General features: G+C 64.4%; 19 protein-coding genes. 9 read left to right on the forward strand and 10 right to left on the reverse strand.

From position 1 onward, the window contains the following. Nucleotides 1-49 precede the first annotated feature (49 nt). The 9 genes from NFH97_RS01905 (at nt 50) to NFH97_RS01945 (ending at nt 10,197) form a co-directional block, all read left to right on the forward strand. Nucleotides 50-1,519, forward strand: coding sequence for an aldehyde dehydrogenase family protein (locus tag NFH97_RS01905; RefSeq protein WP_253028734.1), 1,470 nt, complete (start codon nt 50-52; stop codon nt 1,517-1,519). A gap of 78 nt (nt 1,520-1,597) precedes the next feature. After that, nucleotides 1,598-2,611, forward strand: coding sequence for an ABC transporter substrate-binding protein (locus tag NFH97_RS01910; RefSeq protein WP_124802272.1), 1,014 nt, complete (start codon nt 1,598-1,600; stop codon nt 2,609-2,611). A gap of 47 nt (nt 2,612-2,658) precedes the next feature. After that, nucleotides 2,659-4,245: a sugar ABC transporter ATP-binding protein gene (locus tag NFH97_RS01915; protein ID WP_349624310.1), complete on the forward strand. Its 1,587-nt coding sequence runs from the start codon at nt 2,659-2,661 to the stop codon at nt 4,243-4,245. After that, nucleotides 4,242-5,255 carry an ABC transporter permease gene (locus tag NFH97_RS01920; RefSeq protein ID WP_349624311.1) on the forward strand — a complete coding sequence of 338 codons (1,014 nt, stop codon included), beginning with the start codon at nt 4,242-4,244 and terminating at the stop codon, nt 5,253-5,255. Before NFH97_RS01915 ends, NFH97_RS01920 begins: the two co-directional genes overlap by 4 nt. Nucleotide 5,256: 1 nt before the next feature. Continuing rightward, on the forward strand, nt 5,257-6,237 hold the full coding sequence (locus NFH97_RS01925; RefSeq protein ID WP_222569129.1) for an ABC transporter permease: 981 nt from the start codon (nt 5,257-5,259) through the stop codon (nt 6,235-6,237). Between the two features lie 7 nt (nt 6,238-6,244). After that, complete coding sequence (locus NFH97_RS01930; RefSeq protein ID WP_349624312.1) at nt 6,245-7,387, forward strand: mandelate racemase/muconate lactonizing enzyme family protein; 1,143 nt, start codon at nt 6,245-6,247, stop codon at nt 7,385-7,387. Nucleotides 7,388-7,429: 42 nt separating this feature from the next. Continuing rightward, nucleotides 7,430-8,449 (forward strand): zinc-dependent alcohol dehydrogenase, encoded by a 1,020-nt coding sequence (locus tag NFH97_RS01935; RefSeq protein ID WP_349624313.1) that lies wholly within the window; start codon nt 7,430-7,432, stop codon nt 8,447-8,449. Further along, a complete protein-coding gene (locus tag NFH97_RS01940; RefSeq protein ID WP_349624314.1) occupies nt 8,446-9,222 on the forward strand; it encodes an SDR family NAD(P)-dependent oxidoreductase in 777 nt (258 codons plus the stop codon). The genes NFH97_RS01935 and NFH97_RS01940 overlap by 4 nt, the downstream gene beginning before the upstream one ends. Before the next feature lie 12 nt (nt 9,223-9,234). After that, complete coding sequence (locus NFH97_RS01945; protein WP_349624315.1) at nt 9,235-10,197, forward strand: C-terminal binding protein; 963 nt, start codon at nt 9,235-9,237, stop codon at nt 10,195-10,197. A 261-nt stretch (nt 10,198-10,458) separates the two neighbouring features. Here NFH97_RS01945 and NFH97_RS01950 read toward each other — a convergent pair whose 3' ends face one another. The 10 genes from NFH97_RS01950 to NFH97_RS01995 all read right to left on the reverse strand — a co-directional run bounded on the left by NFH97_RS01950 (nt 10,459) and on the right by NFH97_RS01995 (nt 26,890). Then, nucleotides 10,459-11,112: a helix-turn-helix domain-containing protein gene (locus NFH97_RS01950; protein ID WP_349624316.1), complete on the reverse strand. Its 654-nt coding sequence runs from the start codon at nt 11,110-11,112 to the stop codon at nt 10,459-10,461. A gap of 82 nt (nt 11,113-11,194) precedes the next feature. After that, nucleotides 11,195-11,626: a nuclear transport factor 2 family protein gene (locus NFH97_RS01955; RefSeq protein WP_124802286.1), complete on the reverse strand. Its 432-nt coding sequence runs from the start codon at nt 11,624-11,626 to the stop codon at nt 11,195-11,197. A gap of 138 nt (nt 11,627-11,764) precedes the next feature. Further along, nucleotides 11,765-13,141, reverse strand: coding sequence for an NAD(P)/FAD-dependent oxidoreductase (locus NFH97_RS01960; protein ID WP_349624317.1), 1,377 nt, complete (start codon nt 13,139-13,141; stop codon nt 11,765-11,767). Nucleotides 13,142-13,189: 48 nt separating this feature from the next. Next, nucleotides 13,190-14,863 (reverse strand): BCCT family transporter, encoded by a 1,674-nt coding sequence (locus NFH97_RS01965; protein WP_349624318.1) that lies wholly within the window; start codon nt 14,861-14,863, stop codon nt 13,190-13,192. Between the two features lie 406 nt (nt 14,864-15,269). After that, nucleotides 15,270-17,462, reverse strand: a complete 2,193-nt coding sequence (locus NFH97_RS01970) for an OsmC domain/YcaO domain-containing protein (RefSeq protein WP_349624319.1) — start codon at nt 17,460-17,462, stop codon at nt 15,270-15,272. Nucleotides 17,463-17,622: 160 nt separating this feature from the next. Continuing rightward, nucleotides 17,623-19,341 (reverse strand): sodium:solute symporter family transporter, encoded by a 1,719-nt coding sequence (locus NFH97_RS01975; RefSeq protein ID WP_349624320.1) that lies wholly within the window; start codon nt 19,339-19,341, stop codon nt 17,623-17,625. Between the two features lie 217 nt (nt 19,342-19,558). Further along, entirely contained in the window at nt 19,559-20,266 is a 708-nt protein-coding gene (locus NFH97_RS01980; protein WP_162816532.1) for an oligogalacturonate-specific porin KdgM family protein, read from the reverse strand. Between the two features lie 316 nt (nt 20,267-20,582). After that, the gene (locus tag NFH97_RS01985) at nt 20,583-22,355 is read right to left on the reverse strand and encodes a sodium:solute symporter family transporter (RefSeq protein WP_349624321.1); all 1,773 of its coding nucleotides are present in this window, start codon (nt 22,353-22,355) and stop codon (nt 20,583-20,585) included. 198 nt (nt 22,356-22,553) lie between these two features. Next, nucleotides 22,554-24,647, reverse strand: coding sequence for a heparinase II/III domain-containing protein (locus NFH97_RS01990; RefSeq protein WP_349624322.1), 2,094 nt, complete (start codon nt 24,645-24,647; stop codon nt 22,554-22,556). Nucleotides 24,648-24,712: 65 nt separating this feature from the next. Then, complete coding sequence (locus NFH97_RS01995; protein ID WP_349624323.1) at nt 24,713-26,890, reverse strand: heparinase II/III domain-containing protein; 2,178 nt, start codon at nt 26,888-26,890, stop codon at nt 24,713-24,715. Nucleotides 26,891-26,993: the final 103 nt, after the last annotated feature.

The following is a 26,993-nucleotide window of genomic DNA, read 5'->3' on the forward strand; positions in this document are numbered from 1 at the left end:
CTGGCGTTACCCAATAATCGTTCTGGCCTTACCCAACAGAGGACGCCCCATGGATTTCCAACAGTTCGGTGCCACCCCCCTGGAAGGCCGCATGTGGGTCGATGGTAGCTGGTTTGAGCATGCCGGCTCCCACGCCATCGAGGTGGACAACCCGGCCAGCGAGGCGCTGCTTGGCCAGGTCCCCGCCGGTGACGCCGCCGCCGTGGACGCCGCCGTCGCCGCGGCCACCAGAGCTCAGTCCGACTGGGCCAGGCGACCGGCCAACGAGCGTGGCAAGCTGCTGACCCGCTGGGCCGAGGAGATCGATCGCCATCTCGAACCCTTCGCCCGGCTGATTGCCCTGGAGCAGGGCAAACCCCTGTCCCAGGCTCGCGGCGAGGTCGGCGCCTGCAGCGAATTTCTGCGCTACAGCGCCCAGTGGGCCAGACGCATCGAAGGCGACATTCTGCCCTCGGACAATCGCCACGAGGAAATTCAGATTCGCTCGCTGCCGCTCGGGGTGGTCGCCGGACTGACCGCCTGGAACTATCCGGCGGCTCTGGCCACGCGCAAGGCTGGCCCCGCCCTGGTGGCGGGCAACACCTTTATCCTGCTGGGTCACGAGATCACCCCCTTCGCCGGACTTTACCTGGCGGCGCTGTCCGAGCGCGCCGGGTTTCCGCCCGGCGTCTTCAACGTGGTGACCGGCCAGGGACCGGTGGTGGGCCAGGCGCTGGTGGAGCACCCCGACACCGATCTGATCACCATGACCGGCAGTACCCGGGCGGGGCGCCAGATCTTTCGCAGCGCCGCCGAGGAACTCAAGATCGTGCGGCTGGAGCTCGGCGGCAAGGCGCCCTTCATCGTGATGGAAGACGCCGACGTCGACGCCGCGGTGAAGGCCGCCGTCACCGCGCGCTATACCAACTGCGGCCAGATCTGCACCTGCAGCGAGCGCATCTACCTGCATCGCCAGATCGCCGACGAGTTCATCGACAAGTTCATTGCCGCCTCGCGCGCACTGAGCATCGGCAATCCGCTGGATGACCCCGACATGGGCCCCAAGGTCAGCCGTGGCGAACGCGACAAGGTCGCCGCCATGGTCCAGCGCGGTATCGCCCAGGGCGACAGCGTGCTGCTCGAAGGCGGCCCGCTCGACTCAGGCGACTACGCCAAGGGCTACTGGATCGCCCCGACCATCGTCGAGACCCGGGACAATCGCTCGCCGCTGATCGACGACGAGGTGTTCGGACCGGTGGTGCCGATCCAGCGGGTCGACGACTTCGAGCAGGCCCTGGCCTTCGCCAACGACACCTCCTACGGCCTTTCGGCCTATGTCTTCACCCGCGACCTCAAGCGACTGATGCGGCTGCCCTCGGAGCTGCGCTTCGGCGAGATCTACTTCAATCGCGCCAACGGCGAGCAGGTCCACGCCTATCACTCGGGCTGGGGCCACTCCGGCGTCGGCGGCGAGGACGGCAAGTACGGTTTTTCCGCCTACTTCAAGAAGCAGACGATGTACGTCAACTGGGGCGATTGAACGCCCCCTCCCTGCAGCACGGAGCACTGCCGACGCGGTGCTCTTTTGACAACAAGCACAATAGCCCAGGAGAACACGATGCCTTCGACCCACCACTCCCCGACTGCCCGTCACCCCCGTGCCCGCCGCCTGGCGGGGCTTGCCACCGCCGCCCTGCTGGGACTTTCCGCCATGCCCGGCTGGGCCCAGCAGTTGCCGCCGCTGGAACAGAAGGACAGCTACCGGGTGGGCTTCGCCCAGATGGAAAGCAACAACCCCTGGCGCATCGCCGAGACCCAGTCGTTTCGGGATATTGCCCCCGAGTGCAACTGGCAGCTGACAGTGACCGACGCGGCCGGTTCCGCCGCCAAGCAGGTCGCCGACGTGGACAGCATGATCGCCCAGGGCGTCGATGCGATCTTCCTGCCCCCGCGCGAGGAAAAGGCGCTGATCCCGGCGGTGATGAAGGCCCGTGCGGCAGGCATCCCGGTGTTCCTGGTCGACCGTATCGTCGATGACGAGGTCGCCAAGGCCGGTGAGCACTATGTCAGCTTCCTCGGCTCCGACTTCATCGAGCAGGGGCGCATCGCCGCCCAGTGGCTGGTCGATAACTTCGAAGGCGATCAGGCCCACATCATCGAGCTCGAGGGCACCACCGGCGCCTCCTCGGCCAATGACCGCAAGGAAGGCTTCGATGCGGTCATCGCCGAACAGGACAACATGGAGATCATCGCCTCCCAGTCCGGCGACTTCGCCCGCGATACCGGTCGTCAGGTGATGGAGACGCTGCTCCAGGCCCATCCTGAGGTCAACGTGGTCTACGCCCACAACGACGAGATGATCATCGGTGCCATCCAGGCGCTGGAACTGGCCGGACGCACCCCAGGCGAGGACGTGCTGCTGGTCTCCATCGACGGCACTCGCGACGCCCTGCAGGCGATCCTCGACGGCAAGCTCGGGGTCAGCGTCGAGTCGTCGCCGCGCTTTGGTCCGATGGCCTGCGACGTGCTCAACCGCTACGCCGCCGGCGAGACCATCGAGCCCTGGGTGCGCGTCGAGGACCGTGTCTTCACCCAAGACAACGCCGCCGAGCATATCGACGACGCCTATTGAGCCACGCCGGTTGATCCCGACCTGACATTCCAACCAGGTACCACGTCATGACAGCGCTTATCGACATGCGCGACATCCACAAGCGGTTTGGAGGCACCGTCGCCCTCGACGGCGCCTCACTCACGATCGCGCAGGGTGAGGTGCACGCCCTGATCGGCCAGAACGGGGCGGGCAAGTCCACACTGATCAAGGTACTGACCGGGGTCTACACACCGACCAGCGGCCAGATCCTGCTCGACGGCAAGCCTGTGGCCTTCTCCGGCCCGCGCCGGGCGCAGCAGGCAGGCGTTGCCACCATCTACCAGGAGCTCAACCTGGTGCCGCTGCGCTCGGTCACCGAGAACATGATGATGGGCTTCGAGCCCCTTCACTGGTGGGGCGGGATCGACTGGCCCCAGGCCCATCGACGGGCCCGCACGGTGCTCGAGGAGCTGGGGCTGGACATCGACGTCCGCCGTCCGCTCAGCGAGTACTCCACCGCCATCCAGCAGCTGGTGGCCATCGGCCGAGCGGTGTCCCAGCAGGTCAGGCTGGTGATCATGGACGAGCCGACCAGTTCGCTGGACGAACGCGAGGTCCAGCGGCTGTTCGAGGTCATCCGACTGCTCAAGTCCCAGGGCACCTCGGTGCTGTTCGTCTCGCACTTCCTCGAGGAGCTCTACGCGGTGTGCGACTGCGCCACCATCATGCGCAACGGCGCCACGGTGGAGCAGCGTACCCTCAGCGAGACACCACGCCTGGAGCTGGTGGCCTCCATGCTTGGCCGCAAGGCCTCGGACATCCAGGCAAGCGGCACCACCAGCTTTCGTGAGATGGAACTCGACACCGACGAGACGCTGCTCGAGGTCGAATCCCTGGCCACCGACAAGGGCCTGCGAGGCGCCTCGCTGGAGGTGCATCAGGGCGAGATGGTGGGCCTCGGTGGTCTGCTCGGGGCCGGTCGCAGCGAGCTTGCCCGCGCCCTGTTCGGGCTCGATCGCAGCACCCGGGGCAGCATGCGACTTGCCGGCCAGCGCTACGCCCCCCGCCACAGCCGCGACGCCATCGCCGCGGGGGTGGCGCTGCTCAGCGAAGACCGCAAGGTCGAGGGCATCATCCCCGAGATGAGCGTGCGCGAGAACATGACCCTGCCCCTGCTCGGTACGCTGAGCCGTCGTGGCGTCATTCAAAGGCGGCGCGAGCGCGAACTCGCCGCACACTTTATCGAGGCGCTCAAGATCAAGACCGCCTCCATGGAACAACCCATCGGCCAGCTGTCCGGCGGCAACCAGCAGAAGGTACTGCTGGCGCGGTGGCTGGCGACCCAGCCGCGACTGCTGATCCTCGACGAGCCGACCCGTGGCGTCGATATCGGCGCCAAGCGCGAGATCCAGCGCATCGTCCAGGACTATCAGGCCCAGGGCGGCGCGGTGCTGATGATCAGCTCGGAATTCGAGGAACTCGCCGAGGGCGCCCAGCGGGTGGTGATCATGCACGAAGGCCACTCGACCCGGGTGCTCGACAACCCCGGGCTCAGCGAAGACGCCCTGGTCACCGCCATCGCCACCGCCCAGCACGACCGAGCCGACGGCGCGGCGCGTGACGACGAGAGATCCCCCGCTACCGCCACCGACCACCAGGAGACCGCACCATGACGTCGCTCCACTCCTCCCGTCAGGCGACGCCCCGGTCGGCCAGCCCGCGATGGCGCCAGGCCATGCCGGTGAATCCCCGCAGCCTGGCGCTGCTCGTCGCCCTGCTGGCACTGATCCTGTTCAATGTCGCGATCACCCCCAACTTTCTCGAGTGGCAGACGCTGTCGGTCAACGTCTCCCAGGTGTCGACCATCGCCATCGTCGCCATCGGCATGACCCTGGTCATCGCCACCGGTGGCATCGATCTGTCGGTGGGCGCGGTGATGGCCCTGGCCGGCGCCCTGGCGCCGCTGATCTTTCTGTCGGAGTTCGGCCAGCAGGCGCCGCTGGCGATGACCCTGGTGGCCATCGTCGTGGCCCTGGCGGTCGCCGTGGCCTGCGGGCTGTTCAACGGGGTGCTGGTCAGTCGCTTCGGCGTGCAGCCGATCATCGCCACCCTGGTGCTGTTCATTTCCGGTCGCGGTCTGGCCCAGATGCTGACCAACGGCAACCTGCAGACCTTCGACAATCCCGCCTTCGAGTTCCTCGGCGCCGGTCGGCTACTCGGCCTGCCCTTCCAGGGCTGGCTGGTGGTGGTCATCGCCCTGGTGGTGGCCTGGGTCATCGCCCGCACCCGCTACGGCCGCTACCTGCTGGCCACCGGCGGCAACCCCCAGGCAGCACGCATGGCCGGGGTCCCGGTGACCCGCGTCAAGCTCGCGGCCTACACCAGCTGTGCCCTGCTCGCTGGCCTCGCCGGGCTGATCACCGTGGCCATCAATTCCGCCTCGGACGCGGCCAAGAACGGCAACCTGATGGAACTCGATGCCATCGCCGCGGCGGTGGTCGGCGGCGCCCTGCTCAAGGGCGGCAAGGCCCCCATCGCCGGGGTCATCCTCGGCGCCGCGATCATTCAACTGGTGCGCTACACCCTGCTCGCCAACGGCGTCGCCGACGAGGTAGCGCTGGTGGTGAAGGCCGCCATCATCGTGCTGGCGGTGTATCTCCAGACGCCCAGAGGAGCCCACTGACATGACCACCGTCTCCTGGCGCCAGCGCCTTGCCGACAATGGCCAGGCCACCGGGGTCTGCGTGATCCTGCTGGCACTGATCTGCCTCGGCCTGATCCGCTACGACAATTTCGGCAGCGCCTACAATCTTTCATCCTTTCTCAACTACAACGCCATGTTCGTGCTGATCAGCCTGGGCATGTGCCTGGTGATCATCACCGGCGGCATCGACCTGTCGGTGGGCACGGTGGCGGCGCTGTCCTCGGTCACCGCCGCCTACGTCAGCCCCTACGGCCTGGTCCCGGCGCTCCTGGCCGGGCTCGCCACCGGACTGGCGGCGGGTCTGGTCAATGCGGTGATGATCACGCGCCTGCATATCCCTCCCTTTATCGCCACCCTGGCGAGCCTGCTGGCGGCCAAGGGCACCGCCCTGATCATCAGCGGCAACCAGACGGTGCCGGTGGACTGGGCCAGCGGCTTTACCCGACTGGGGATGGAGTCGATCGGCGGCCTGCTGCCCTGGAGCTTCGCCATCACCCTGGTGGTCGGCGCCGGTCTCTGGTGGCTGCTGGAACAACGCCCCATCGGCCGCACCATGCTCGCGGTGGGCGACAACGAGGAAGCCGCCCACCTGATGGGCCTGCCCGCACGCAAGGCCAAGACCCTGGCCTACCTGATCAGCGGTGGTTGTGCCGGGCTCGCCGGGGTCTTTCTGGCCTCGGGCTTTGGCGCCGGCCAGCCGCTGGAGGGACTAGGCTGGGAGTTGACCGCCATCGCCGCCGTCGTCGTCGGCGGCACCCTGCTGACCGGCGGCAAGGGGTCGCTGGTGGCGACGCTGATCGGCGCCTTGATGCTCGGTCTGATCTTCAACCTTTTGAACTTCGAAAACGGACTCGGCACCTTCAACCTCAGCGCCTACTGGCAGATGGTCATCCGCGGCGCCTTTCTCTTCGTCGTGATCGCGATCCAGGTGCAGATCACGCGCACACGCAACACAGGATAATCCTCCCATGTCGACGATCACCTCCATCGAGCTCGACCTCTACCGACTGCCGCTGAGCGAGCCCATGGGCGATGCCAAGCATGGCGTGCACACCGACTTCGAGGTCGTGACCGCCACCGTCACCACCGCGGATGGCCACAGCGGTACCGGCTACACCTACACCGGCGGGCGCGGCGGAAACGCCATTCTGGCACTGCTTGAGCACGACCTGGCGCCGATGCTGCTGGGGCGTGACGCCGGTGACATCGCCGGCTGCTACGACGACATGCTGTGGCACATCCACTACGTGGGCCGCGGCGGCATCGCCGCCTTCGCCATCTCGGCGCTGGATATCGCGCTGTGGGACCTCAAGGGCCGCCGCCTCGGCCAGCCGCTATGGCAGATGGCCGGCGGCCAGGGCCGCCAGTGCCAGGCCTACTTCGGCGGCATCGACCTCAACTTCTCCCTCGAGCGGCTGCTTGCCAACGTTCAGGGCTACCTCGACCAGGGCGCCGAGGCCATCAAGATCAAGGTCGGCCGCCCGACCCTTGCCGAGGATGTCGAGCGGGTGGCGCGGGTACGTGAGCTGATCGGCCCCGAGCGTCCCTTCATGGTGGACGCCAACTACGCGCTGAGCGTCGATGGCGCCATCGAGGCTGCCAGGGCCTTCGCGCCCTATGACATCACCTGGTTCGAGGAACCCACCCTTCCCGATGACTACCAGGGCTATGCCCAAATCGCCGAGGCGACCGGCATGCCCCTGGCCATGGGCGAGAACCTGCACACCTCTCACGAATTCGGCTACGCCTTCGAACAAGCGCGGCTATCCTTCATCCAGCCCGACGCCTCCAACTGCGGCGGTATCAGCGGCTGGCTCGATGTCGCCCGCCAGAGCCGCCACTACGGCCTGCCCATCTGCAGCCACGGCATGCAGGAGTTGCACGTAAGCCTGGTGTCGGCCCAGCCCAACGCCGGCTGGATGGAGATCCACTCCTTCCCCATCGATCACTACACCCGACGTCCGCTGGTCCTCGACCAGGGTCGCGCGGTGGCCCCGGACAGCCCCGGCATCGGGGTCGAGTTCGACCGCGACCGGATGGCCCCTCATCGCACCGGCGGTGCACGGCTCGGCAGCGACAGCGGCGCCGAGCGCCAGCAGCACAGCGCCTGAATTCTCCCTCTTCACAACGCCCCGACGACACGAGGAACCCCCATGGAAGCACTGGTCTATACCGGCCCCCGCCAGGTCGAGGTCACCGAGGTACCGGAGCCCGCCGAGCGGGCCGGCGCCGTCAAGGTTCGCATGCTCTACTGCGGTGTCTGCGGCACCGACATCGGTATCTACTCGGGCAAGCACCCGCGCGCCCAGGCGCCCCTGGTGCTGGGCCACGAATTCGTCGGACGCGTGGAGCAGACGCCGCCGGACTCGCGCTTCGCGGTGGGCGACCGAGTGGTGGCCTACCCGCTGATCTCCTGCGGCGACTGCCATCCCTGTCGCAACGGCACCCCGCATGTCTGCGCCAACCTGCGGCTGATCGGCATCGATCGTGACGGAGGCATGACCGACCATCAGTGGATCGACGAAAGCGTGCTGTTCAAGGTGCCGGACAGCCTGTCCGATGAGGTCGCGGCCCTGGTGGAGCCCCTGGCGGTGGTGGTCAGGACCCTGCACCAGGCGCGCTTTGCGCTGCTCGACAGCGCAGTGGTGATGGGCGCCGGCCCCATCGGCCTGTTGACCGCCATCGTGCTGCGCCACTCAGGTGCCTCCCGGGTGATCGTCTCCGACGTCGACGAAGGCCGCCTGGGGCTGTGTCACCAGCTCGGCTTCGATACCGTGGACGTGCGCAGCGAGAGCCTGGTCGAGCGGGTGGCCAGCGCCACCGGCGGCGACAGCGCCGACGCCGTGTTCGAGTGCTCCGGCGTCGAGAGCGCGGCGCTGGAGATGACCAAGGTAGTACGCGTCGGTGGCACCATCTGCCTGACCGCCACCCACAAGGCGGCCCACGCGGTCAATCTGATCGACGTGAACTTCAAGGAGCTGACCCTGATCGGTTCCCGGGTCTACACCCACAAGCAGTTCGGCGACGCCCTTGCTCTGGCCGACACCCTGGCCGATGAACTGCGCCAGACCATCACCCAGGTGGTGCCGCTGTCCGACGCGGCCGGTGTCTTCGAGATGATCGCCACGCCCTCCCTCAACACCGTCAAGGTTCTGGTGGACTGCCAATCATGAAGCTGTTCGATCTACACGGCCGCAAGGCCATCGTCACCGGCGGAACCCGGGGCCTCGGCCTCGGCATGGCCGAAGCCCTGCTCGAGGCAGGCGCCGAGGTCGTCATCCTGGGCTCGTCGGACAAGGTCCATGAGGTCGCCTCGGGCCTGTCCACGTCGACCAGCGCCTGTCATGGCGTGGTCGTCGATCTGGCTAGCCGCCAGCAGCGCAGCGAGGGCTTCGACGCTGCCCTTGCCAAGCTCGGCGGTCGCCTCGACATCCTGGTCAACGCCGCCGGCGTCCAGAGCCGCCACCCTTCCGAGCACTTCCCCGCCGATGACTGGGAGGCGGTGCTCGAGGTCAACCTGACGGCGGTGTTCGAGCTGTGTCAGCTCGCCGCCCGGCATATGCTCGAGCGCGACGTCGAAGGGCCCGACGGCCAGGGCAAGATCATCAATATCGCCTCGCTGCTGTCGTTCTTTGGTGGCATGACGGTGCCGGCCTACGCCGCCAGCAAGGGCGGCGTGATGCAGCTGACCAAGGCCCTGGCCAACGAATGGGCAGCCAAGGGCATCAACGTCAACGCCATCGCCCCGGGCTACATGGCCACCGACATGAATAGCGCTCTGCTGGCCGACGAGGGTCGCAACGCCGAGATCACCGCACGCATTCCCGCCGGGCGCTGGGGCAATGGCGACGACATGAAAGGACCGCTGCTGTTTCTGGCCTCCCCTGCCTCGGACTATGTCCACGGTGTCACCCTGCCCGTCGATGGCGGCTACCTCGGCCGCTGACAGGAGACTTGCATGAAGATCGTCTTTACCGACCTCGACCACGCCAACCACGACGTGGAAACCGAGATCTTCAAGCGCGTGGGCTTCGATGTCCCGCTGCTTGAATGCCAAAGCGAAGATGCGCTGATCGAACAGCTCCAGGGCGTCGATATCGCCCTGAACCAGTACGCCCCCTTCACCCGCCGGGTATTCGAGGCCCTGCCCGATCTCAAGCAGATCGTGCGCTACGGGGTCGGCGTCAACAACGTCGACCTCGAGGCCGCCAGCGCCGCCGGGGTCCAGGTCTGCAACGTCCCGGACTACGGCATGCACGAGGTATCCGATCACGCCCTGGCCCTGAGCCTGGCGCTGATTCGCAAGCTGGTGCCGATGAACGCCGGCTGCCAGGCCGGACGCTGGGAGTACGCCGATGCCATGCCGATCCGACGCCAGACCCGGATGACCGCCGGGGTGGTCGGCCTGGGTCGCATCGGCCGGCTCTACGCCCGCAAGATGGCGGCGCTGGGCTTCAATGTCATCGCCCACGACCGCTACCATCAGCCCAACGCCGAAGATGGCACCGACGAGATTCGCTGCCTGGAACTCGATGAGTTGTTCCAGGAGGCCGACGTGATCGGACTGTTCTGCCCCTTGACCGAGGAAACCCGCCATCTGGTGGACGCCGCGGCGCTGGAGCGGATGAAGGACTCGGCCTATCTGATCAACACTTCCCGTGGCGGCATCATCGACGAGACGGCCCTGGCCCAGGCCTTGAAGGAAGGCAGGCTTGCCGGCGCCGCCCTGGACACCACCGAGCAGGAACCGTTGCCCGCCGACAGCCCGCTCAGGGGCATCGACAACTGCCTGATCACGCCGCACATGGCCTGGTATTCAGAAGACGCCGCGCAAGAGCTCAAGCGCAAGGTGGCCGAGGAAGCGGTGCGCTTCGCCAGTGGCGAGAAGGTGCTGTGGCCAGTGAACCGACTGCCCACCTGAAGGCCTCGCCGGCCACCGAAAAGCCTGCCTGTAGAGAACGCGTGGAGAGAACACGTGGAGAGAACACGTGGAGTGAACGCCCGGACACCGCTCCGGGCGCCTTGGGCGTCGTCCGAAAAGTCGACGAGCGAAGGCCAGACAAGGCAACAATCGGTGAGAAAGCGCAGTTTACGGGGTATAAACGAGTATGTTTACCGGACTGACGCACCAGCCGATGTTTAACGCCGTGTTACCGAGCGCAGGCACTTTCTCAGACAAGCCCTAGTAGTCGACCCCGGTCATCACCCATACCACCCTCGTCTCGATATCGCCGGGGTTGCGGATAAGGTGGGGCTGATCGCCGGTGATGGAGAAGCTGTCGCCCGCCTCCAGCAGATGGCATTGATCACCGATGGTGAGTTCGAGCTGCCCGGCTTCGACGTAGCCGGCCTCTTCGCCCTTGCGCTGCCTGGGCACCTCACCGCCGCTGCCGCCTGGTTCCAGCCGCGTCATGATCAGAATCAACTGGCCGCTGAGACGCGGCGACAGCAGCTCTTCACGGACGCCGATGCCTGAAAATTCCATGGCCCGGCGGCCGGAGGCGCGCACGATCGCGTCCCGCTCGTGCTCGGGCACGTCATTGTCGGCCTCGAAGAACCAGCTCACCCGCACCCCCAGCGCCTCGCTGATCGCCTGCAGCACGCCGATGGGCAGCGACGACGCGCCCCGTTCGACCTGACTCAGATAGCCCACCGAGCGGTTGACCCGTTCGGCAAGCTCGGCCAACGTCATCTGACGCGCCTTGCGCAGATCGCGGATCTGCTGACCGAGCCGCAGGGCGTCCTGACCCTCGCGGGTATCCCGGGTGGCCTCCTTGCTGGCCTCCTTGCTGGCCTCCTTGCTGGCGTCCTTGCTGGCGTCCTTCGTCCTGGCCATCGCTTTTCCCATCATTATTGGCGTGGACCTAGACTACCAGAGGCTCGACCGGGGGCTAAGGCATCGCACGGGGGATAAGGCGTCAACTGGGGTCAAAGGCGGGACGCTGCTTGCGAAACGCCTGCTTGCGGGTGATCTTGCCATCTCGCACGCTGAACAGATCGACCCCGTCCGCCTCGACTCGCTTGCCGTCTGGCTGGGTGGCGACGAAGGTCGACTCGGAGACGATACGCTCGCCGCCAGCGCCTGGCCCATCGCTGCCACCGTCGGCGACGCCGCCCGTGACGAAATAGTGCCTGCCGTTGATCCACTGCACGTCAGGCATGGTCCCCCAGGTGTTCTCGAAGGCGGCCTTGACGGCCTCCCTGCCCACGATGCGGGTGCCATGGGCCTGGTCCCCGGCGACGGTATCGAAGACGATATCGTCGGCAAAGTAGCTCATCACCGCGTCGATATCGTGGGCGTTGAAGGCCGCGAAGAGGCGATTGAGTGTCTCGTTTGTCATTGTCGTCATGGGGTGTGTCTCCTGTCGGGACATGTTGGCCGCTGTGAGGCGCGGTCGTTGCGAGTCACGGTTGTGCGTAGCAGTTGTCGTGAATCGTGGTGGTGAGAAGAGGACGCCAGGCCTAGGCGGCGCCCTCCATTGCCATGGCTATCGCAGGCTGTCGAGCACCTGGAAGTACCGGTAAAGGGCACGCTGGCCCAGGCGACGTACCGGCCTCAGCGGGTGCCCGGGCAAGGGCGAATTGAAGATCGGCAGGTCGGCCTCCTTGAGCGATTCGCCGGCGATCAGCGCCGCCATCTTTTTTGAGGCATAGGCAGAAAATGCCACGCCATTGCCGCTGTATCCCTGGGCGTAGAAGATGCTGCTGCCGGGGTCCGGCTGCACGATCCTCGGCATCATGTCGTGGGAGATATCCATCCAGCCGTGGGAAAACCAGGGCGTCTCGATACCGGCGATGGCCGGGAACTTTCGCGCGATGGCATCGTGGACCACCTTGAGGTGGCGCGGGTTCTGGGCGTCGGCACCGCTGATCGCGCTACGGGTGCCGATCTGCAGGCGCCTTTCCGGCAGAAAGCGATAGTAGTAGCGCAGCTTGCGGGTATCGGTGGTCAGCACGGTGGAACGAAAGCCGCAGGCCTCGACCTCGTCGTCGGTCAAGGTCCGGGTCCACACCGAGTTGGCCATGATCGGCATATTGCGATAGGCCGTGACCCGGTGCAGCTGGGGGCTGGTATAACCCGCGGTGGCGATGCCCACGGCACGCGCCCGCACCACACCCCCCGGGGTCCTGAGGTGATGCACCCCACCCTCGGTGGTCCAGCCCTCGACGGGGCTTGCGGTGTGAATCCTGGCTCCGAGCCGCCGTGCCACCCGGGCGTAGCCGTAGGCCAGCTTGAGCGGCTGAACGGCGATTCCCACCGGCTCCAGCATGGCGCCCTGGGCCTCCTGGTCGCCGATGTAACCCTCGAGCACGTCATCACGACCGAGCACCCGAGTCGGGTAGCCCAGCAGCCGATTGCACAGCCGTGACTCCTCCTTGAGTCCATCGAGTGCCTTGGCGCTGTGAGCGATCAACAGGTTGCCGTGGTTCTGCGGCTCGCAGTCGATCTCGGGGTCCTCGGCCATCGACTGGAATACCTCGAAGCCCTCGAGGCTATTGGCGTGAAGACGCCGGGCGACGTCCTGGCCCCAGCGCTTCACCCACTGGCTGCGACTCAGGCGGCCCCAGGCGAGATGCCCCTGGCCGCCATTGCGGCTGGTGCAACCCCAGCCGATCTGGTTGGCCTCCAGCACGGTCGCCTTGATGCCGTACTCACGCGCCAGAAAGAGCGCAGTGGCAAGGCCTGTAAAACCAGCGCCGATCAGCACCACGTCGACGTCCATGTCGCGATCCACCGGGCCGTCGTCCTGCGGTGGAGGCCCGGCGTGATGGCGCCAGTAGCTCGGCGCGTAGTCCCGCCCGACACCGGGAGTGGCGTCTTTCAACGGGTCATAGCTGGGGTCGAACGGCGTGAGTACTGACATCAGACACTCCTCCTCGATGGTTGGCGGCAAAGGACGACGACACGGGGTTCAAGCTCGATCATCACTATGCCTCTCGCCATTGGCTCCCTGGCGGCCGATTTTGTAAGGCACCATGCCTCGGTAGAAGACGCCGATCCTGTCGTTGTGCACACCGCCTTTCTTGGCGGACTTGAGCATCCGGTAGACCGACACCATGTAGGCGATACCAACCACGAAGAAGGGAGCGCCGACCACGATGGCGAGGCTTCTGATCGCGTCGAAGCCACCGGTCAACTGGAACATGATGCCGGTAAACCCGATCACCACGCCCCACAGCAGGCGCATCGACACCTTAGGGTTTTCATCGCCGTTGGAGACCTGCATGGCGGCAAAGAAGGACGCCGAATCGGAGGTCGTCACCGCGAAGATGACGATATTGAAAAGCACCCCCAGACTCAGCCACCAGCCACCCGGCATGCTCTCGAGCAGGGCATAGATCCCCGACTCGGGCTTTTGCTGCACGCCTTCCCATAGAGGCGCGATACCGGTGACCTCGACGTAGCCGGCGGAGCCTCCCCAGATGCTGAACCAGCCGATTGCCAGCAGCATGGGCACCAGGATCACGCCGACGATGAACTCGCGCAGGGTCCGGCCGCGGGAAATCCGCGCGATGAAGCCGCCGCAGAAAGGGATGTAGGAGATGTACCAGAGCCAGTAGAACACGACCCACCAACCGAGCCATTCACGCTGCTCGAAGTTGCCGGCATCGCTCCAGAACTGCAGCGCAAAGACCTCGCCGAAGTAGTCGCCGACCTGCTGGGTGGCAAGGTTCAGCAGATACTGGGTCGGTGCATGGCCGAAGAACAGCAGCGCCAACAGAATCGCCCCAGCCATCACCATATTGGCCTGGCTCAGCACCTTGATGCCGCGCTCGACGCCGGTGGCTGCAGAAATCACGTAGGCCACGATCACCACGATCATCACCAGGGCCTGGCCGACGGGACCAAGGTCCCATCCGAACAAGGTCGCCAGACCGTAGTTGATGGAGGCCACCCCGAGCCCGATCATGGTGGCATTGCCGCCGATGGTGCCGATGATCCCCAGGGCATTGGCCAGGCGCCCCCAGACACTGGTGTTGCAGCGCTCTCCCAGGATGCCGTAGAGACCGGTGGCCACCGTCAGCGGCAGGCCCAGGCGGTAGGCCGGAAAGGCGATCGCCCAGGCGGCGATGGCAAACACCGCCCAGCCGTGCATGCCCCAGTCCAGCAAGGTCAGCTGGACGGCCTTGGCAACCCCGGCGGCTTCTCCCGTCGCCCCCATGTCGATGACGTGGGAGGACTGATAGAGGTGGGTCAACGGCTCGGCCACGCTGAAGAACACAAAGCCGATGCCAAAGCCGCAGCTGAACAGCATCGAGATCCAGGCACCGTAGGAGAACTCCGGCACCTCATCGTCGGCGCCAAGCTTCAGATCACCATAGGGGCTGATCACCAGGTAGAGACAGAACAGCAGCGCGCCCCTCATCCCCAGCAGAAAGCCCCAGCCGAAGTTGAAGATCAGAAAGTCGCGGGTCGAGGACAACACCTGACCGGTCAGGGTCGGAAAGAACAGCGCGCAAGCCATGATCAAGCCGTAGATCAGCAGCACAGGCCAGAACAGCGAGCGATCATACTGGCCGAAGATGCGGCTGACCGGTCCCGCTGGCGGATGGCTTTCGACATTCGTTATCGATTGTTGGGTCATCGAAAACTCCTTGGTGGGGGACACCCGAAGGCGGTGGCGCGCCGCCAGGCCGCAATCCCGGCCTCCGCGACAACGCCGCCGACTTCGAGCAATAGCTGGCGTAAAACGCTTTGACTTCACAGAAATGAAAAATAGCAGCTATTTTTTCACAACAAGAAACATAATGGATTTATTTTAAGAATCTCGACCAAAGTTCTAGCCTGGCGTCCATCACTCAGATGCCATCCAGCGCGCCAGGAAAGCGGCCCATATGCCGGAACATCAGCACCTTGGCGAGACAGGGGCGTCTGTCCCCGAGCGTTGTACGAAGCGCAGACGAAAACGCCCCCGACGAAGTCCGTCGGGGGCGTTGGTGTTGCAGGCCATCGGCGCCTGGCCGTTACACCGGCGCCGGTGGCTGGGCTGATCAGCCCTGGGCTTTAGCCAGCTGAGCCCTGCGCGCGTGCAGTTTCTTGTAGCTCTCGATCAGGCGCTGGTGCTTTTCCAGCCCTTCGAGCGCCATGCTGGTCGGGGTAAGGCCAGGGAAGCGCAGTTCGCCGCTGACCACACCGACCACGCTGTCCATGGTCTCGTCCCCGAACATGCGGCGCAGGTTGTAGAGGAAGTCGTCGAGCTCTAGCTCGTCGTCCAGGGTGATTTCCAGCACCGCCCGCACCGCCTGGTAGTAAAGGCCACGCTCGACGGTGTTGTCGTTGTACTGCAGGAACATCTCGACCCGATCCAGCGCCTCCTCGTGCTGACCGAGCGCCAGGTGGAGCATCAGCTTGAGCTCGAGGATGGTCAGCTGGCCCCACACGGTGTTCTCGTCGAACTCGATACCGATCAGGGTGATGATGTCCATGTGCTCGTCGATCTGGCTCTCTTCCAGCCGCTCGAGCAGATCCGCGAGCTGGTCGTCGTCGAGACGATGCAGATTGAGGATGTCCTCGCGGTAGTCCAGCGCCATGTTGGTGTTGTCCCACACCAGGTCCTCGACCGGATAGACCTCGGAATAGCCCGGCACCAGGATGCGGCAGACCGGCGCACCCAGGTCCTCGTGGACCATCATGTAGGCTTCCTTGCCCATCTCCTCGAGGATGCCGAACAGGGTCGCCGCCTCCTCGTCGTTGCTGCCGGAGAAGTCCCACTCGACAAACTCGACGTCGGGCCTGGCGCTGAAGAAGCGCCAGGACACCAGCCCGGAGGAGTCGATGAAGTGCTCGACAAAGTTGTTGGGCTCGGTCACCGCCAGCGAGTTGAAGGTGGGCGGCATGAAGTCATTGAGGCCCTCGAAGCTGCGCCCCTGCATCAGCTCGGTCAGGCTGCGCTCGATGGCGACCTCGAAGCTCGGGTGGGCACCGAAGGAGGCGAACACGCCGCCGGTCTTGGGGTTCATCAGGGTCACGCAGGCCACCGGGAACTGGCCGCCGAGGGAGGCATCCTTGACCAGCACCGGGAAGCCCTGGGCCTCCAGCGCCTTCACCCCTTCGACGATGTCCGGATACTTCGCCAGCACCTCCTCGGGCACGTCTGGCAGCGCCAGCTCCTGCTCGAGGATCTGGCGCTTCACGCCGCGCTCGAAGATCTCCGACAGGCACTGCACCTGGGCCTCGGCCAGGGTGTTGCCAGCGCTCATGCCGTTGGACAGGTAGAGGTTCTCGATCAGGTTGGAGGGGAAGTAGATCACCTCGCCATCGGACTGGCGCACGAAGGGCAGCGCGACGATGCCGCGCTCGACATTGCCGGAGTTGGTGTCGATCAGGTGGGAGCCCTGAAGCTCGCCGTCGGGATCGAAGATCTCCAGGCAGTAGTCGTCGAGGATGCCCTTGGGCAGCTCGTCGTTGGGCCCGGGCTTGAACCACTTCTCGCAGGGGTAGTGGACGAACTCGCTCGAGGCGATCTCCTCGCCGAAGAACTGATCGTTATAGAAGAAGTTGCAGCTCAGGCGCTCGATGAACTCGCCCAGCGCCGAGCACAGCGCGCTCTCCTTGGTCGAGCCCTTGCCGTTGGTGAAGCACATGGGCGAGGCGGCGTCGCGGATGTGCAGTGACCAGACGTGGGGCACGATGTTGCGCCAGGAGGCGATCTCGACCTTCATGCCGAGCTCGGCCAGCATCCCGGTCATGTTGGCGATGGTCTGCTCCAGCGGCAGGTCCTTGCCCTCGATCCAGGTGCTCTGGCCCTCTTCCGGCTCCGCCATCAGCAGCGCCTGGGCGTCCTCGTCGAGGTTCTCCACCGTCTCGATCTGGAATTCGGGGCCTGTCTGCACCACCTTCTTCACGGTGCAGCGCTCGATGGAGCGCAGGATGCCCTGGCGATCCTTGTCGGACAGGTCCTCGGGCAGCTCCACCTGGATCTTGAAGATCTGGTTGTAGCGGTTTTCCGGGTCGACGATGTTGTTCTGCGACAGCCGGATATTTTCGGTGGGGATATCCCGGGCGACGCAGTAGACCTTGACGAAGTAGGCGGCACACAGGGCAGACGACGCCAGGAAATAGTCGAAGGGGCTCGGCGCCGAGCCGTCACCCTTGTAGCGGATAGGCTGGTCGGTAACGACGGTGAAGTCGTCGAACTTGGCCTCGAGCCTCAGGTTGTCGAGAAAATTGACCTTGATTTCCATGGAGTCAGCACCGGAGTAATGGGTTTGGGTCGTCGGACACTCGCCACCGACAACGCCTTTGGGGCGCATTATCCAGTTTTCCCCCGGCGACGTCTTGGCCAGCCGGATGAAATTTGCTCGTGATGGCGTGGCGAGTCGACCTCCTGCCGCCCCCAGCCCCTCAACGTCTGAGGAGCCGCGAGATTATCAACTGACACACGGCCACGATCATAAAGAAGCCTGCGCCGAGCCAGGTATCGGCCAGCACCGCCAACAGCAGCGATACCAGCGCGACGTACCGCACCAGTCGCGGCGCCAGCTTGCGCGACGGCCCACCGCTGTCCGGCGTGGTGTCCGCGGCCACCGGACGCTCCAGCCGGGCAAACAACTCGTCGACCTCTGCCTGGCGGGCGGTGCTTCTGGGCGGCGCATGGACGAAACGCGCCAGGTAGACGAAACCCACCACGCTGACGACCTGCAGCATCAGCGAGACCGCCAGCTTGATATCGACCAGTTGGGAGGGATGGATCGACGGCAGGCCGAGCCATTGGCCCAGGGCTTCGACGTCGAGCCACAGATAGCTCGTGGTGGTCACCAGGATACCCACCAGTACCCCGCCCCATCCGGCCCAGTCAGGGGCGCCGGTCCTGGCGATGGACAGCATGGCCGGCAGCGCCAGCGGCATCTGGAAGATCACCCCGAACATCACCATGATGTCGAACAGGCTGAGGTGGTGGACCTGGCCCAGGGCGATGGCCAGCGTCACGATGATGCTGCCCTGAAGCACCCCGAAACTACGCCCGATGGCCACCAGGCGCTGGCCAAGCCGTTCGCTCGCCCCCAGCAGCGGCGTCAGCAGGCTGATGATCACCCCTGCGTCGCGGTTGAGCGAGGTGGTGATCGGCGCCACCGTGACCGCCAGCATCGCCGCCACCACCAGCCCCAGCACCCCCGGCGGCAGGAAGTCACGGATAAAGTGGACGTAGGCGGCGTTGGCGGCGTCCTCGCCAAGCGCCGGATAGAGCGCGGCCAGATCGATGCCCGCCTGCCCGATCATCCAGGGCGGAATAAACCAGCTAACCGGCCCCACCACGAACAGGATCGAGGCCAGGGAGGCGGCCTTGCGCGCATCGCGATCACCATTGGTGGTAAGGAAGCGATAGCTGGAGGTGGCGTTGTTGATGCTGATGCACTGCTTGACCAGCATCGCCGCCGACCACACGACCATGATGCCCAGGCTGTAGTCGTCGCCGCCGATCCAGAAGTCACGGCCGTCGCCGATCACGCTCATGTCGGTATCGGCGGCAAGCCACAGGCCGAAGCCACCGATGACGAAGGTCAGCACCGCCAGCTGGACCATCTGGATGAAGTTGTTGGCGGACACCACCCAGACCCCGCCGATCAGCGTCACGCAGATGATGACGGCGCCGATCACCAGGGTGACGAAGGCCACCCGAACATCGAAGACCGCGCCGAGAAACAGCGACACGCCATAGAGCGCAATGGACGCGGTCATCAGGGTGAGAAGGATCTGGCTCACCACATAGAAGAGCTGGGTGAACCTGCCGTAGCGCATCCGAATGATCTCGGAGTAGGTGGACACCCGCAGACGCCGAAATCGTGGTGCAAAATAGAGCGCCGCCAGCAGAAACCCAAGCGCGTTGCCCCAGAAGATCATCAGCACCGAAAAGCCGTCCTCGAAGGCCTTCTGGGCGGCGCCGGTAAAGGTCCAGGCGGAGAACTGGGTCATGAAGGCGGTACTGCCCGCCATCCACCAGGGCACCCGCCCTCCTCCACGGACGAAGCCGTCCGGCGTTTCGGCGCGGCGGCGATAGGCGATCACCGTGCCGACGATGACCATCAAGGCGAGCAACAGCGCGACCCTGTCGAGGGTAGGCATCGGGTGATTCTCCGCGAAAAAAGAGGCCGCCCGAGCCGAAACTTCCTCGAGAGGTCGGGTCCCGGAGGACAGGCTCCATTACAGGGTCGGCCCTGGACGGCAAGCGGCCTTGCGAGGTGAAGGCCGTCCTGTGGGTAGCAATAATCGAACGACCGAGCGAAGCGAGTGCTTACACGGCGACATTCTCGTGCACTATCTCACTTCGCCCGGCAGCGTTTCAGTAGTAGTACTTGAGGCCCACCCGAGTGCGTAGCTGACGCGTATCGGAATCGGAGCTGACGCCGACATCGGACAGATCGAAATACGGCATCCAGGAGCCGAAGCGCCGTCCAGCCCCGAAGATCGCATCGTAGGCTTCCCGGCCGTTGTCGAAGATGTCCCGGTCCTCGTTGTGGTTGTAGTTCAGCTCCAGCCAGTAGCGATAATCCCCGGGACTATAGCTCATCACAAAGGTGATCTTGTTCTGCACATAGTCTTCGCGATCGTCGTCACTGTAGCTGGTGTACTGACGGCGATAGCGCAGCGTGGTGGTCAGCGGCAGGCTGCTGGCACGATAGCCGATGCGAAACTGCGGCTTGAGGCTGTTGTTGCCGTCGCCGAAGGTGATCGGCATGCCGGGCTGGATGTACCAGTTTTCATCGAGGGGGTACTTGATGCCCCAGTCGATCTCGCTGTCGCCACGGCCGAGGTCGGAAAAGGCGCCCTGGGTGCCATCATCTTCGCTCTGCCCAGCGAACTTGGCCTCAAGTCCGTAGTAGAAGATGCCCATGGAATCGCTGACCTTGACCCGGTTGGCGTGCTGTTCGGTGTGATGCTTGTACTCGTGTCGGTAGTCGAGGGTGATCGCTTCAACGCTGGTAGAAATGACACTGGTGGACATGAACGCAGCGGAAGACAGAACACCGAGGATAAATTTCTTGCTCATTGGTTCACTCATTGTACTTGTTGCTTTGACGTCGGCTTTTTCGGTAGAGACGGCCCATCGGTCCTGAACGTATCTGGCGCCCTGCAGGGGCCGATGTTCAGACGATCGATACAAGGCCCGCTGGATAACGACCTACCCTCTTGAGGGAAGCGAAAGTGGCCATGGTCCAGCGTCTCGAGCAAGTGATGGGCGGGGTACCGAGCCTCGCAGAGGCTCGGGTCCAGGACCTCCGACAGCAGAAGTCCGGTCTTCCTGCTGTGGTCAATATTGAGTGGCATGATGGATCTCCTTGTTGCTTGTTGTGTCTTCAAGGGTGCTAGGCGTATTCCTCCTTCTTGCTGCTGTTGGTGGTCTTCTGAATGGAGCCGATCAGTACCAGACCAATCGCCAGGATGATGCCGCCGCACACCACAAAGGTGACGCGGCCCCACAACGGATTGGGCAGCAGGAACATCAGGGTCACGCCGAGGCCGGCGACGATGATCAGGTAGCCAAGGATGTTGCGCTGACGGTTGTCCACCTCGACCTGTTCGTCCTTTCCGGTGACCACCGGGGTGTCGCGGTTGGTAAAGAAGGTGTCGACCTCGACCTGACGCTCGGGGCTGTGGCCGCGGTAGAACAGGCAGGTCGAGACGAAGAAGCCACCGGTGATCACGACATGGGAGATGATGCCCACCGCGACCTTGAGATCGGCCCATTCACGTCCGGTCAGAGCGGTGTCGAGCTGGAAGGTGTTCTGGATGAATTCCGCCGTCATCACCACGCCGACCAGGTAGGACACGATGCCGCCGACGATCAGGGTGGCCCAGGCCGACCAGTCCGGGGTCTTGCGGATAAAGAAGCCGAGCAATGCAGGAATCGTCATCGGCAGGCCGATCAGGGCGCCGACGTACATCATGGCGTCGAACAGGCTGAGCCCCTTGAGCGAATTGATGAACAGGGCAAAACCGATGATGGCCAGACCGAACACCGTGGATGAGATCTTGGAGACCAGTACCAGCTCCTTCTCGCTGGCGTTGGGACGCAGGATGACTTCATAGAAGTTCTTGACGAAGATGCCGGAGTTGCGATTCAGACCGGAGTCCATGGAGGACATGGTGGCGGCGAACATCGCCGAGATCAGAAGCCCGAGCATACCCGCCGGCATGTACAGCTCGACGAAGCTCATGTAGGCGAAGTCGGCCGCCTTGGCGCCGGCTTCGGGATACAGCGCCCCCAGATCGACGCCTTCACTGGCCATGAACCAGCTCGGCATGAACCAGATGAAGGGCCCCATGGTCATCAGCACGCAGGCCAGCAGACCGGCCTTCCTGACGTTCTTCGAGTCCTTGGCGGCCAGGTAGCGATAGGAGTTCAGCATATTGTTGGTGATGCTGAACTGTTTGATAAAGATACAGAAACCCCAGATGGCGAAGATCGACAGATAGTTGATGTTGTCGCCGATAAAGAAGTCGACCGGGAAGTTTTCGACGATATTGGTGGCACCACCGGCTTGATAGACGGCGACGATGGCGCAGGTGATGGTCACCGACATGATGATCACCATCTGCATGTAGTCCGAGGCGATAACTGCCCAGGACCCACCCGTCACCGACATGAACAACACCACCAGACCGGTGATGATGATGGTGGTCTCCATGTCATAGCCGAACAGGCCCGACGCCACGATCGCCAGACCGTTGAGCCAGATGCCCGCCGAGATGACGCTGTTGGGCATGCCTGACCAGGTGAACACTTGCTCGTTGACCTTGCCGAACCTGAGACGAATGGCCTGGATCACGGTGATCACGCGCAGTTGACGGAAGCGCGGCGCGAAATACAGATAATTCATCAGATAGCCAAAGGCATTGGCCATGAAGATGATGGCGACCGCAAAGCCATCGTCATAGGCCTTGCCGGCGGCACCGGTAAAGGTCCAGGCGCTGAACTGGGTCATGAAGGAGGTGGCGCCGACCATCCACCACAGCATCTTGCCGCCGCCGCGAAAGTAATCACTGGTATTCGAGGTAAAGGTCCTGAACATCCAGCCAATCGCAATCAGAAAGAGGAAATAGACCCCTATGATGACCGTATCGATATCTAGACTCATGTTGGCGAACTCGTGTTGTCGTTGTACTTCCACTCGGAAAACTTGAGCCAATCACTTCCGGGACATGGCGTTGTCTGAATTTCGGGCATAAGGGGGCCATGCCCGGAGAGCCGAAATTTCAGCTTTCCGAACCACTAACGCTTTTATTTCGAGGTATTTCTGAACGGAACGAGGCGTTATTGCCTCAACATGGAACGATCATTTCATATATCCCCCTCCCTTCAGACTGACGTAGTCGGAGCCGGAGGCAGCGTTCGGGTCGATGACCAGCGTCTCGCGCCTCCAGGGGAAGGTAAGCCTTACCTCGATCCGCTCATCGGCCAGGCGGTCGAACTCCACCGACTTGAGGGTCGGCCTGGCATTCAGACAGGCTTCATGGGCTTCATCAAAGTGACCGTGCTGCTCGAAGACATTGACGAACACGGTCGCCTCGGCGTGGCTTCTCGCCATGACCTTCTTCTCGTGGCGCAGATTGCGCTCAGGATCGTTGGCGCCGACCAATAGCTGCATGGCATTCGTCGGGTGCTGCGAGCGCTGGTGCCAGGTGATGAAACGGTCGCCATCCAGCCAGGTCATCGCGTGGCTGCTGGGGCCATCCTGGGAGCCCCGCTGCTCGCCCACCACCCACAGGTGCTGATAGCCATCGGCCTCTCCCAGCACCTCGAGGGTGTCGCGGGCGGCGTAGCCCCCCCACCACTTGATGACCTGGCCGGTGAAGTTGAACACGTAGTCATAGCAGTGACGCTCATGGCCGCTGGCTTCGACGATATCGACCAGCAACGGATGCTCGCTCAGCTCGGTCGTCAGCAGCAGGCAGTGGCGACGCAGACTGACTCCCGGATAGGCGTCATCGGTCGAGCAGCACACCGCGGTGACACCATCCACGTCGCTGCGATCGACGAACTGCTCGATGCGCCCGGCGCTCTGATCCGCCAGGCGATGGTCGCCCCGGTGCTGACTGGTTTGGTCTACCACCACCAGGTTGTGGGCGACCGACTGCTTGGCGTAGCCCTCGTTCTCGGCCAGGTAGCGCCCGCCGAACTTGGGCTCCACGTTGACCCAGCGGCAATAGCCATACTCGTTGAGGCGCTCGCGCCCACCGCTGAACAAGGACAGGCCCAGCAGATCGAAGTGCCCATGCCCCATGCCGTGCTGGCCGGCCGCCACCACCAGATGGTGGCGCTGCGCCCCCTCCCCCTGCTTGAGGTGGGCCTGTCCCCCTGCGCCATCACTCAGAAGTGCGCTGGGTATCGTGGCCGAGGCCGACGACCGAGCGACGGCCTCGGCCAGATCCACGCCGAAACCATGGGCCCAGGTGCCGCGCTGCTGGGCCGCCATGGCGACGAGTTCCGGGTCGGCACCGTGGCGGCCAATGTGTACCGCCAGCGCGATCCGCACGCCTTCGTCGTCGATGTCCATGGTGCGCGAGGCGTCATTGAGGGCGGGAAAGGTCCCGTCCGGGTAGGCGGTCGCCAGCAGCGCCCGGATGGACTTGCCGATTCGTCCGTCCGACCGTTCCTGGATCGCCAGTTCGGGCCGATGCAGCGCCAGCGCCTCGGCGAACAGACACAGCGGGTGGATGGCAAAGCGGTGGTAGTAGGGCCCTTCCACGTAGTAGCCATCGGCCGAGAACAGAGTGTCGATCTGGGCCAGAAAGCCGCCGGTTTCTCCACTGCCATCATTGCCGAGGATCGCCTTGTTGACGACGTCCTGGCGGCCGATGACCAGCGCGCAGATACCCGCCGCGGCCACCGCCCACAGGCCGTGGTTGTGGATGCGATCGAAGTCGTGCTCGTAGGTAACGGTGAACATCTCGAGCATGGGCTCGAAAAGTCCCTGCTCGATGCGTGTGCGCTGGTCGTCGCTCAGGTCTTCGCGCAGCAATGAATAGCCGAGCGAGGCCCCCAGCAGCCACATCTGCTCGTTGAGAATCTGGTGGAACAGCTTGCCCGGCGGGTTGGTGTTCCTGGCCACCTGATAGGGCATGCCCCGATAGACCTCGGCGTAGGCCAGCAGCAGGTCCCGGGCAACGTCCAGACAGGCGGAATCTTCCCTCACCCGCCCCACCAGCGCGGCCTGCTCGATCAGCTTGCCGTTGTGCTTGTGGGTGTTGTGCTCGAAACTGCCCGCTTCGCCCTGCCCGGGCACCACGATCCCTGCGGCGATGGCGTCATCGACCCGCTCGCCAAGCTCGTCCAGGGTCACGCCGAGCCGGCTCGCGCTACCGATGTGCTCGGCCATCCGCGCCAGATCGTTCCGTGTCCACAGTAGTCCCATCATCGTCTTCGACATCTTCTGACTTCTCACTGATTGTTGCCGCGGCGATGCGTCTCGCCGGTCAGACTTCCTGACGCACATCAGGGGGCGTTCTCGACGGCGCTGAGGCTGACCCAGCCATCCCAGGCCAGGCTGTTCCCGTCGATGTTGACCTGGTGATGACCACCCTGCTGTCGCGCCCAGGCCAGGTGGTAGGCCTTACCCGAGTCCAGCGTCAGGGTCACGACCAGGTGAGTCTCGTCGGCGGCCGCGATGGCCACCCGCGCAAGGCTCGGCCGCGCTCCGCGCGAGATCTCGCGCGCCTCGTTGAAGTAGCCGTGGGTCTCGATGACCGTGGCGAAGATATGCCCACGCCCCAAGGAACGCGCCATCAGGTAGGGTTCGTTGCGCAGGTTATTGTCGGGGTCGGCCGCGCCGATCAGCCCGTATCCCACGCTGAAGCGGTTGCTGGACGCCAGGTGGGCGGTGGAGAAGGTGTCACCGTCAAGCCAGGTGACATGTGCACATTGGTCGGGCTCGATCGGCGCGCTCTCGGACAGCTTCCACAGGTGCTGGTAGCCGTTGGCGCTGCCCAGCGCCGCCGGCGCCGCGACCGGCTCGAGTGTCGGGCGTGTGGTCATCAGCTGGCCATTGATGTGCAGCGGGCTGTCGTAGCGATGCGTCTGGTCACTGTCGGCGCACTGGATGTCGACCAGCAGCGGTTCAGCGATCTCGGGCAGGCTCACCAGCGCCACGCTGCACTGCAGCTCGACGCCTTCGTAGTAGCCGCTCAAGCGCGCGCTGACGGCCTGAACCTCCGGCCGGGAGGTCTCGAAAAACACCAGCTTGCCGTGGTTGTCACAGGCTCGCGGGGTGCTGAAGCCGTGCTGGGACTGCTCATCGACGACCAGCGTATTGTGGGCCACCGTTTGCTTGGCATAGCTCTTGTTCTCGGCGGTATAGCGCCCGCCGAACTTGGGCTCGATATTGACCCAACGACAGAAGCCGTAGTCGGTGAGGGTCTCGCGGCGTCCGTTGTAGAAGCCCAGATGCAGGCCGTCGAAGTGGCCGTGATCGAGGGCGCTGTGCAAGTTGGGGTCGCTGCCGTGCTGACCGAAGGTCAGATAGGCCATGGCCTCGTGCCCCGCCTCGGTGGCGGCGCGCAGCACCCCGATGCCACCCAGGCCGCCGTCGCTGCCATCGGTGATGAACAGGCTGTCGCGCGGGGCATGCGCCTGGCCGCCGCTCTCCAGGTAGCTCGCAAGTTGCGGCAGCGTGGCGAGGTAAGAAAGCGGTGTCGACTGGTCGAGCAGGATCTCGCGCAGGGCCAGCGGCAGATCGCTCCGACGGTAGCGACCGACCAGGGTCATCGCTCCGAGGATGGCGCCCTCGTCGGCAAGCCCCATCGTCCTGGAGCTGTCGTTGATGGCGATGAATCGTCCGTCCTCGAAGGTCAGCTCATTGAGACAGGCGATCGCCTTGCCGATGATACCGTCGCGATAGCCGAAGATGCCGGTGTCGTTGCCGCTCTGATAGAGCGCCTCGGCCAGCAGGATCATCGGGCGCAGGGCAAAGCGGTGGTAGTAGGGCCCTTCCAGGTAGTAGCCGTCCGGCGAGAACAGCCGGTCGAGCTGGGCGTAGAACCCGCCCGACACTCCGTCACCGGCGTTACCGTACAAGGAGCGATTGACCAGCTCCTTGTCGCCCAGCACCAGACCGGCGAAGGCGCCTGCGGCCACCGACCAGATGCCATGATTGTGGATGACGTCGAAGTCGTCGGCGTTGTGATCGGCGATCAACTGGACCATGGGCACCAGCAGGCGCTGTTCGATATGCCGCCGTTCCTCTTCGCTCAGCGCGTCGCGCACGTTGCTGTAGGCATCACTGCCGTACAGCAGCCACATGCTCTCGTTCAGACACTGATGAAACAGCCGACCGGGCGGATTGCTGTCCTTCGACACATGGGACGGCAGCGACTCGTAGATGTCGGCATAGCCCAGCAGCATCGACCTGACAAAGGCCAGATAGTCGGGATGTTCGGTCAACAGCCACAACTGCGAGGCAAGATGCAGCTGCTGGTAGTTCTGCTTGTGCCGGGTGTGCTCGGCGCCCCCCGCCTCCCCCTGCCCGGGGATCTGGGGGGGCTCGCCAAGACATGGACGCAGTCTTACCTGATCCAGAATGATCTGCTCCTGATACAGCGCAGGCAGGCGCTTGCTTTCGAGCGCTTCGCGCAGTTCCTGAATCTCGCTTGTGGTAAACAGCAAGGCGTTATCCATGTTCTCGACTCACTTCATCTATTCGCAGGGTGACGGTGTAACGCGGGGGCAAAGGGTCACCGAGTCGCTACGCCGTCTGACGAAGGCGACTCAGCCTGGATGG

Origin of the sequence: Halomonas sp. SCS19 (genome assembly GCF_040147015.1) — a bacterium.
Lineage (GTDB): Bacteria > Pseudomonadota > Gammaproteobacteria > Pseudomonadales > Halomonadaceae > Halomonas > Halomonas litopenaei.

Coding starts and splice junctions, on each gene's coding strand:
- NFH97_RS01975 (WP_349624320.1), bottom strand. CDS start 19,341: ATGCCTACCCTCGACAGGGTCGCGCTGTTGCTCGCCTTGATGGTCATC.
- NFH97_RS01955 (WP_124802286.1), bottom strand. CDS start 11,626: ATGACGACAATGACAAACGAGACACTCAATCGCCTCTTCGCGGCCTTC.
- NFH97_RS01915 (WP_349624310.1), top strand. CDS start 2,659: ATGACAGCGCTTATCGACATGCGCGACATCCACAAGCGGTTTGGAGGC.
- NFH97_RS01980 (WP_162816532.1), bottom strand. CDS start 20,266: ATGAGCAAGAAATTTATCCTCGGTGTTCTGTCTTCCGCTGCGTTCATG.
- NFH97_RS01905 (WP_253028734.1), top strand. CDS start 50: ATGGATTTCCAACAGTTCGGTGCCACCCCCCTGGAAGGCCGCATGTGG.
- NFH97_RS01940 (WP_349624314.1), top strand. CDS start 8,446: ATGAAGCTGTTCGATCTACACGGCCGCAAGGCCATCGTCACCGGCGGA.
- NFH97_RS01960 (WP_349624317.1), bottom strand. CDS start 13,141: ATGTCAGTACTCACGCCGTTCGACCCCAGCTATGACCCGTTGAAAGAC.
- NFH97_RS01935 (WP_349624313.1), top strand. CDS start 7,430: ATGGAAGCACTGGTCTATACCGGCCCCCGCCAGGTCGAGGTCACCGAG.
- NFH97_RS01970 (WP_349624319.1), bottom strand. CDS start 17,462: ATGGAAATCAAGGTCAATTTTCTCGACAACCTGAGGCTCGAGGCCAAG.
- NFH97_RS01950 (WP_349624316.1), bottom strand. CDS start 11,112: ATGGCCAGGACGAAGGACGCCAGCAAGGACGCCAGCAAGGAGGCCAGC.
- NFH97_RS01930 (WP_349624312.1), top strand. CDS start 6,245: ATGTCGACGATCACCTCCATCGAGCTCGACCTCTACCGACTGCCGCTG.
- NFH97_RS01965 (WP_349624318.1), bottom strand. CDS start 14,863: ATGACCCAACAATCGATAACGAATGTCGAAAGCCATCCGCCAGCGGGA.
- NFH97_RS01990 (WP_349624322.1), bottom strand. CDS start 24,647: ATGTCGAAGACGATGATGGGACTACTGTGGACACGGAACGATCTGGCG.
- NFH97_RS01925 (WP_222569129.1), top strand. CDS start 5,257: ATGACCACCGTCTCCTGGCGCCAGCGCCTTGCCGACAATGGCCAGGCC.
- NFH97_RS01910 (WP_124802272.1), top strand. CDS start 1,598: ATGCCTTCGACCCACCACTCCCCGACTGCCCGTCACCCCCGTGCCCGC.
- NFH97_RS01995 (WP_349624323.1), bottom strand. CDS start 26,890: ATGGATAACGCCTTGCTGTTTACCACAAGCGAGATTCAGGAACTGCGC.
- NFH97_RS01920 (WP_349624311.1), top strand. CDS start 4,242: ATGACGTCGCTCCACTCCTCCCGTCAGGCGACGCCCCGGTCGGCCAGC.
- NFH97_RS01985 (WP_349624321.1), bottom strand. CDS start 22,355: ATGAGTCTAGATATCGATACGGTCATCATAGGGGTCTATTTCCTCTTT.
- NFH97_RS01945 (WP_349624315.1), top strand. CDS start 9,235: ATGAAGATCGTCTTTACCGACCTCGACCACGCCAACCACGACGTGGAA.